The sequence below is a fragment of the Candidatus Jordarchaeum sp. genome (assembly GCF_052745115.1).
In genome coordinates, this window is sequence record NZ_JBRAKS010000162.1 from 1 (window position 1) to 8,775 (window position 8,775).

General features: G+C 36.1%; 6 protein-coding genes and 1 pseudogene. 5 read left to right on the forward strand and 2 right to left on the reverse strand.

Annotation, left to right across the window (positions count from 1 at the left end; genetic code table 11):
- Positions 1–257 precede the first annotated feature (257 nt).
- The 5 genes and pseudogenes from ACUVXA_RS12060 to ACUVXA_RS12080 all read left to right on the forward strand — a co-directional run.
- A pseudogene (locus ACUVXA_RS12060) lies at positions 258–395 on the forward strand (NAD-dependent epimerase/dehydratase family protein); the annotation flags it as partial.
- 101 nt (positions 396–496) lie between these two features.
- Positions 497–2,800, forward strand: a complete 2,304-nt coding sequence (locus ACUVXA_RS12065) for a hypothetical protein (protein ID WP_445871518.1) — start codon at positions 497–499, stop codon at positions 2,798–2,800.
- Positions 2,778–3,185, forward strand: coding sequence for a LamG-like jellyroll fold domain-containing protein (locus ACUVXA_RS12070; RefSeq protein ID WP_445871519.1), 408 nt, complete (start codon positions 2,778–2,780; stop codon positions 3,183–3,185). Before ACUVXA_RS12065 ends, ACUVXA_RS12070 begins: the two co-directional genes overlap by 23 nt.
- A gap of 60 nt (positions 3,186–3,245) precedes the next feature.
- Positions 3,246–4,118, forward strand: a complete 873-nt coding sequence (locus ACUVXA_RS12075) for a class I SAM-dependent methyltransferase (RefSeq protein ID WP_445871520.1) — start codon at positions 3,246–3,248, stop codon at positions 4,116–4,118.
- Between the two features lie 204 nt (positions 4,119–4,322).
- A complete protein-coding gene (locus ACUVXA_RS12080; protein ID WP_445871521.1) occupies positions 4,323–5,738 on the forward strand; it encodes a hypothetical protein in 1,416 nt (471 codons plus the stop codon).
- 316 nt (positions 5,739–6,054) lie between these two features.
- On the opposite strand, the gene ACUVXA_RS12085 is transcribed toward ACUVXA_RS12080, so the two are convergent.
- Positions 6,055–7,128: a Gfo/Idh/MocA family protein gene (locus ACUVXA_RS12085; protein WP_445871522.1), complete on the reverse strand. Its 1,074-nt coding sequence runs from the start codon at positions 7,126–7,128 to the stop codon at positions 6,055–6,057.
- A gap of 390 nt (positions 7,129–7,518) precedes the next feature.
- Positions 7,519–8,742 carry a glycosyltransferase family 4 protein gene (locus ACUVXA_RS12090; protein ID WP_445871523.1) on the reverse strand — a complete coding sequence of 408 codons (1,224 nt, stop codon included), beginning with the start codon at positions 8,740–8,742 and terminating at the stop codon, positions 7,519–7,521.
- Positions 8,743–8,775 lie beyond the last annotated feature (33 nt).

Consider the following 8,775-nt stretch of genomic DNA (forward strand, 5'->3'; position numbering starts at 1 on the left):
TTTGAAAACACAGGAAAAAGCCCCAAAAAAAGGCAGATTTTGCGAATCTATCGTCCGGAACCGCCCTAACCAGCAAAGGAACCAAAAAAGACAACAAAAAATACTTGCCTCTCAGCCAAAAAGCTCCTATGGTCATCTTATTCAACTCTTGAAACATACAATTCAAGTATCAGTCTAAATTAAATAATTTTCGATACCCGCACTGCAATCTACGCAAACTAGCTTCTAAAGTGCATGGAAAGGAATGTTCCTTGAGGATTAAGGCATTAGTGACCGGCGGCTGCGAGTTTGTAGGCAGCCATTTGGTGCGAAGACTCGCCCAAAATTATGAAGTCGCCGTTCTTGACAACCTGTCCAGCGGGAAGAGAGAAAACATCGCAAGTCACAAAAATCTTATTTATGAGCGAAAGAGAATAGTTAATTTTGCAACTGGGCATATGGAAAAATTAAAAACGGGTGTTTTCCTTAATCCATAATTCTAAGGTGCTGAATAGAAATGGTTGAATATATTAGTTGGTTACTACCCCTTTTCGATTTACCCCGGGTAGTTGCAATTATTTCTATTGTATTAATCCTTTATATAATACTTGGACGATTTGCATTCAAAATACTAAAAATTGATAAATTTTTGATGTCAAATACAGCTATCAACATACCAATCTACGGAGCCACTGGTTTCGTGGTCAGCTTACTATTTCTAAACATTATTGGTGCATTCACAGTTGGTATCCCTTCACTTGTATTCTTTTTGATATTAACCGCCTCTGCACTGTTTATTCTTGTAAAATCAGGAGATGCTACTCCTACACTTAATAGGATAAAGAACATAGTTGCCGTCTCAACATTTCGTGGGATTAATAATATAAATTGGTCATTCTTATTGAAGGGGTTGGTTCCCTTATTTTTGATTATACTCACTTTTTTCCATTTTTCACTTGTTATAAGTCAAATGGGATGGCCTCCAGTTGGTGATATCCTTAGTGGTCATGGTCCCTTTACCTCGTTGTTATTATACAATGGAAAAATTATAACCACCTTAGAACCACTAGCCTCTAATCCATTACATTACCCTATAGGTTTTCATGTGGTTGCGGCAAACATTGCTTCTTGGTTTCACCTTTTTCCCGGTGAAGCAGTTTTTCTGTTAGGCGGATTGACTATTATTCTGATCCCTTTGCTGATGTACAGTTTAACTTATATGCTAACGAAATCAATTCCCTTATCACTTTTGGTTTATTTTTCTGTATTCATGATTCATCCATCAGGTCACCTAGAAAAATGGATTGTTGGATTTTTCTACAATGGTCCCTATCCCAATCTTACAGCTTTTATGATAGTTATTTTCTCGATTTGCATACTTGGTTTGACAGAATATAGACCGCTTGAAAAATTAAAACAGCGGTATCATATAGGTTCTATAGCGACCCTTTTTTTCTCATTACTGGCATTATTATTAGTTTATCCCTCTTTCAGCATTTTCGTAGCTATAATGATTACTTTCGTAGTTCTTAGACACCGAAATGAATTTGTGATTTTTCTCCAAAAAAAACCAATTTCGACCATAACTCCGTTTCTTTTGGTTGGTGGATTAACATTCTTGACGCTTCCAAGAGCTTGGGTTTATACTCCCGAAAGAATGGCTTCTGGTTTATATCAACCCAATTTTACATATATTTATGGGCTTGTTAAGTTCGGGGGGGAAGCTTTTCTTTTTGACCATATAACAGGTTATGTCATGTGTATTGCATTATTTATATCTTTGATATTAATTTATAAAAAAAAGTATTTATTCATAAATTTGATTTATATTATAATATTTTGTTGGGCAATCTTCACACTAAGCCCAGCAGCACCTACTATTCTATTTATAATTGAGCCTAGTAGGGCAATAACAATTCCATGTGTTATTTCTTGGCTCATATTATCCCTCGGGATTACTGAGATTTTCAGGATGAAACGATTAAAAAAATATCTTCACTCCCCCATAAACTCAGTTCTTATTGTTATCCTCATTTCTTTCATAATTTTAATACCTCAATTTAGTGCAAGTATAGTTCAAGAGTTTTCTTACGCTAATGCTCAACGCTACAGTTGGTATACTAGCACAAGTACTTTCCCAAATGATTTCATAGCTCTCTTATGGATTAATTACAATATACCTCCTAATGAATTGATATTAAATGACTTATCATGGACAAGCTATTGGATACCATCATTATCTATTAAAAATATAACGTATAATCGGCAATTAGACCCGCTCGGGATAGACAGAGCCAAAGAATTAAAAACGGTATGGGAAAAACCTCACGAAGAATATACAGTTTATCAACTTCTCAAAAAATACGATGTCCATTATGTATTCCTTCCATCCTTTTGGGGTTGGTATGACGCCCCCGAACTTGGAGGCACTGGTCGAGTTGTCGGAAAGCCCTTCAGTGCAGAGTGGTATGTGCAAATCTTTGATACATATCCCTTTCTAAAAATCGTGTTCCGTTTAGGTTCAACTACTGTATACAAAGTGGATCTAACTCAGGTTCCGGAACATAGAGGGCTGAACTTTAACGGCTTAGATAACTATGTAGATGTAGGTAACAGTTCTTCCTTATCCATTTCTGACCACGTAACACTTGAAGCATGGATTAAAATTACATCTCCGAAAAAGTGGGATATCCGTACTTTTATAGGACAACCAAGTCCTTACAGAAATTACATCTTTGTTACACATAGTGACGGAGCTGGTAAGTGGTGTTTATGTCTTTCTAACGAGTGGGAGGGGAGTGGCTATAAAACAACTTACTGAATATGTTTTAGACCCTCACGTCTGGTATCACGTTGTTGGCATTATTTCTGTGGGAAACGGTGGTTCACATCGGTACTACGTCAACGGCGAGTTAATAAAAGAAGAAACTAATTTAGGTTTCACGACTATTAAAACCAACAATGCGGATAAATGGATTGGACGTGCAACTTCCTATTTTCAAGGCGTAATCGGCATGGTTCGCATCTACAACTGCACCCTAACAGAGAGTGAAATTCAAAACAACTACAATAATCCGAATAACCCTATAAAGATGGAAAATCTCGTTCTGTGGCTTAAGTTAGATGAACTATCAGGAAGCACTGCTCATGATTCTTCGGGAAACGGTAATGATGGTACAATTTATGGTTGCAACTGGGTGTCGTAGATTGTAACGCTAGTCACGCCATACAAGAAAAAGTTTGCAGGTTATTTAGGAAGAATGAATATGAATAAACTTGATCGTAATAAAAAGTTCCACGAAATCAAAAGAAGTCGTGAACACTATAACGCCGTTTTTGATACTAGGAGAAAGGAATTACCCGCGTGGTACAGGGAAGCCTTTAACTGGTTTCAAAAAATAAGCTCTTTTTCAAAAATCCGTGCTTTTTTAGAAGTTGGATGTGGTCGGGGTGACTTTTTAGAAGCTATGGTTAATTATTCAAAAATAAACCAACTAGATTTAGTTGGTTTAGATTTTTCCATAAGCGGTTTAAAAAATTTTATTAACTTTCAAAAAAAGAAGAGAAAATTAGCGAGTGGAGTTGCTCAAGTTATTTTAGCTGATGCACACCATTTACCTTTCAAATCAGAAGTTTTTGATCTAGTAGTTTCTTGCGAAGTTTTAGAACATTTAATTAATCCGCTGAATGCCTTAAAAGAAATGAGAAGAGTTATTAGTAAAGAAGGATTTTTAATAGTTTCTACTCCCAACTACTTATCATTTCCCTTGTTAGTACTTAGGTTAATTTCAGAGATCACTAAGAGATACAATTTGGTGTATAGACAGCCAATCGACAAATTCTTTACAATTAAGAAGTTGTTAAAAATGATAGATACAACCTTTTTTAAAATCATTAGTATATGTGGAACAGGTTCTATTCTACTAGGGGTTTCTAAATTTTTACGTTTTCTTGGTATTAATTCACAAGTACTTTATAAGATAGGTTCTGATCTAAAAATGAATAAATTAATTAAAAAAATTTCATCATACTGTTCATCGGGATCGATGGTTATTGCCCAGTCAAGCCAACAAAAACGCGGCCATCTTTATCAATCAAGCCGCGGTAGGATTAACCATAATGACAGCAAAATTTTTTAAACAGGAATTATAAGTTAAGAAATAGAACGGCTCATAGAACCCGATTTTAATGGAACAGTTAGTAACGGAAATTAATACATTAGAATTAATGCGGGGTTGGTATAAGTAAAGTTCACAAGTAAAAACTTATTCCTTAAGTCCTACCGAATCTCTTGCAAGCACGATTGGTTTGAGTTTCAGAATAATGTATGATTGGTGAACAAAATGATTGTAATTACCAAAAAACTACGAACCTTTCTTTATGATAAAATAAATTATTGTTTTCGTGATTACCAACAAGCAATGTCTGAAGTACATTGGTTTATTAAGAGCAGTCGAGAGGAGGCTGAGCGTTTTATTAATGCAAAACTCTATCGTTATCTCCGCTATTGCCAAAAGTATTGTCCCTATTGGAAAAAACGTTGGCCCAAGCAGGCACGCAACTTCACGGTTAATGAAGCCAAGGACATCCTAGCTCTATTACCTCCCATCCGAAAAGAAGAATTGCATAAGTATAATGATGATCTGCGCATTCGACAGCAGCAACATGGTAGAAAATCTGGATTTCCTTACATTTTCAAACAACACCAAATTTTTAGTGGTGGTTCCACGGGAATTCCAACTTCCGTCTGGCAGGATAGCCGCTTCGATTTAATTAATCGGGCAATGGTTGATTGGAGCTATTATCAAATGGGTTTTAAACCAGGACTACCCACTATATATCTTTGGGGTTCAAATAATGAACTTTTCGACATCAAGAAAAGTTTTACTAAACGGATTAGTAACAGACTTCGCGGCTTAATTATTATGCCAGCTTTCTCAATGAGCGCTGAGATAATGCGTTCTTATATTAATCTTATTAATACTAGGCATGATGTCGAAAACGCCATCTGTTTTGTTAGTGCCATTGATACGTTGACTAATTTTATCAAGCGAAAAGGCATTTCGATCCGCCGACTCAAACGAGTCATTACGGGAGGAGGCACATTGTACCCTGAATTGCGGGAACGAATCAAGCATACGCTTGCTGATGAGGTCTATGATACCTACGGTAGTCGAGACGTTGGGTTAATGGCGGTGGAGACCCCAAAACATATGGGATTGGTTGCGCTGCAATGGCACAATCATTTGGAGGTGTTAGATGATGATTTTAATCAATGCGAACCCGGTGAAAATGGGCAGGTTTATGTCACGACACTTAATAACCATTCTATGGGTCTGATTCGGATGCAAATGGGGGATGTCGCTACGTTGGGAAACCCAGAGATACTTAATTGGAAAGGACCTGTATTAGCCAAATTGATTGGACGGACGGCTGAACATCTAATCGCGCCAGATGGCTCAAAAATTGATCCTAGCGCTGTAATTCATCTGATCGGCGTACTTACGGAACGCAAATGGCTCAAAAAGTTTCAACTCGTACAACAAGGGCCTACCCAGTTTTTATTAAAAATTGAAACTTGGCATAATATTTCTAAAGAAACCGCCACTGAATTTCGGCAGCAGGTTGCGACTGGCTTAACCCGATTGTTCCATAGTAGCATTCAGCTGGATCTTGATTTAGTTGATCATATTCCGCCCAGTCGTTCAGGTAAGCATATGTATTGTTATGTTGAATGGAAACCTAAAAATCATTTTTAGAAATCATTGTAATAGTTATTTTATCGTCATAATATGAAACTCTCAGGGTTGAGCACGGTTCAGCTTCCGATTTCACATCCCGTGAATTTCCTCAGCTTGCACGATACATCCCATAGACCAAAGAAGGTTGATCATCTCTTCGATAGAAACTGAAAAAATAGGAACTGATGTGCTCTTTTCGGTCTCGGGGTTAAGTATCCCGTTCGCTTGAAAAGGGGTCCACCTCGCTTTAATAGGTGATGCAGATTCAAAAGAACCGTCCAATGAAAGATTTAATAAAAATTCAGCTTCCGCCACGAAAGTGAAGGGAGATGTTTTAAGAAACTGAATTATTTTTCAGAGGATAATATGAGTGGAGTTTTGAACATAGTTCTTCCCATGTTTTGGTAACTTGTAGTGCTTCCTTTGGTGTAACTGGGGGCTCTGTATTGTTTGCTATACTATGGACAAATTCCTTAATGAATGTGGTGTGCATACTTTGATATCGCCTTGTTAGGATGGTAGAAGCAATTGAAAAACTTGAATTAACAAAGTCGCTTAAAAACTTCAAGTTGTCCTTCATTACTTGACCTATTTTTATCTCGCGATATCGCTTTTTGATTAAAATATGACTAGACAGGTTTACGTCAAGAATGCCTTTAGCACCATATACTTTTATTGTTGTTTCGGTTCGAACAGTGTTAAATGTGGCATAAATTGAGGCTGTTCTTCCCTTTGAATCCTCTAACAAGACGCGCAACTCGTCTATCGGCATCCAATCATAATTGCCCAACTTTGAACCCAAGATAGATCTGATTTTTAGTTCCCCTTCTCCTAAAATTGCTTGAAGCAAGTATAAGGGGTGAGGCAACATCTCTGCAAAACGTCCACCTATTAAAGAGTGGCACCAATTAGACGGATTAGAAGTCATGTCATCTTTTGGAGTATTAAGCGCTTCTATTTCAGCTCCTAATACATCACCAATTTCTTTTTTCTTCAGAATATTTAACGTCTTCTTCATTACATGTGAAAAAAGCCAATTGTGTACAACAGTAAGTTTTACCCTATGTTTCTGCTGAATATCTACCATCTTCTCGGCTTCAGCAACAGATAATGCCAGAGGTTTTTCAATAACCACATTTATTCCATTCTGTATAAAAGGAATAACTACTTCAGAGCGAATATGAGCAGGTGTACAAACAGATACAACATCTAGATTCTCTTCCTCGATCATTTGAGAAACATTTCCATAATATTTCGAAACCCCCCATTTTTTACTTTTAGATTCAGCAACAGAAATGTTCTTATCGCAAACAGCTACTATCTTAGCGCCCACTCTTTTCCAAGCCTCTACATGTGTATCGGAGATATGACCGCAACCCACAACTGCTACATGCAAATCGTTCTTCATGAAATCGCCCAGACTAAGTGGTTCCTTTTTTTTATATAAGTATTACGGGACACCTAACTACAGTCTTCGAGGCGTTTAGCCAACTGCGATATTCTTACGTGTAAAGTTTTTTCCAAGGCTCCAGCGAATACGCAAATTTTAGATTCTCTGGCTTGATTCGCCTCTTATTACATTCTTTTAATAATAAATAAAAATATTCTAATCTCGGGTTCTGCAATAAATGACCGTGGATTTTAATCTTGAAGTTTCTTGAAGCAACATCGGACATTATCTTTCTCAATTGGGTCTTGTTGTATTCAATGCCAGAACTGTTGCGCTTTTTTAATTAATTTTTTCAAATTTAGCTTACACCATCTGGCACTAACCGCTTTTCTTTTAAAGTATATATTATTAATGTGTAATACTTTGATACAAATCCTCTAATTTGGAGACAACTTTCTCTATTGAGAACTCTTTATGAACGATATCCTTGCAATTTCTAGAAAATTTTTCATGTGTTTCGTAACTTGATAGGATTTTATATATTGCTTTAGACAAATCCGCAGGAGTTGGAGAGCAGGCAAATCCTACTCTGTCATTTATCCAACTCAGAATATCACCAAGCTTTGTTGTAACTATGGGTACACCAGCAATACATGCTTCCAAAAAAGTTATAGGAAATCCATAAAATAACGGGGTAACGAAAACGTCTGCATCTATGAAGGCTTCAAGTTTATTTTCCTCACTTACATATCCAGTGAATAAAACTTTAGATTCGAGTTTAAGGCGTTTGGTCAATAATAAGGCTTCATTAAGAAAGCCATCATCTGGTCCTGCTAGTACTAGTTTTACATTATTGAGTTTTTTCGCTAAAATGGCGAATGATTCTATGAGTAATTCTATTCCTTTGAACTTGTTTATTCTTCCGAGATAGAGTATTATTTTTTCATCATTATTTATTTTGTAATTTTTTCTGAAACTTCCTTTAGATGGTAATTTTTCATACATTGAAAGATCTATGGCATTTGGGGAGATGAATATTTTATCCTTTGGAATACCCCATCTCTGGAATCTTTTTGATTCCATCTGTGATAACGCTATAATTTTTGATGCATTCTTTACGATTCTTTCACTCGCAATTTTATCTAAAGTAAGTCTAGCTATTTTGTCAATATTAAGTATTGGTAATGGGTGGAAAAATGCTCCGTGAGATTGGAACACATAAGGGATTTTTTTGGCTTTCGCAAATAGATATGTAATAATACCTTGAAAACCTCTAGCGTCATGTAAATGTATGATATCAAATTTGTTTATGTTTTTTTTAAGTGAATTTATCATTGTGGGTGTTACAAAAAATGTTTTATGACCTACTAGACTGCGAAAATAGTGTACATTAACGTCGTCTATTATCGTATTATGAATATTACTTCTAATTCTATTATCGTATAAATTTAAAATGTTAGAAGTATATACTGTAACTTCGTGTCCTCTTCTAGAAAGTTCTTTAGAAATATTATACGCTACATAAGTAATGCCATCTGTGATGTTTGATTCTGGGGGATAAATGTATGTAATTTGAAGTATTTTCATTTTTGATTTACCATCCATTATCCTAATTGTAGAAGTTAGGGACATTTGTCACCCCTTGCTGTTAATTGGTAGGATGTC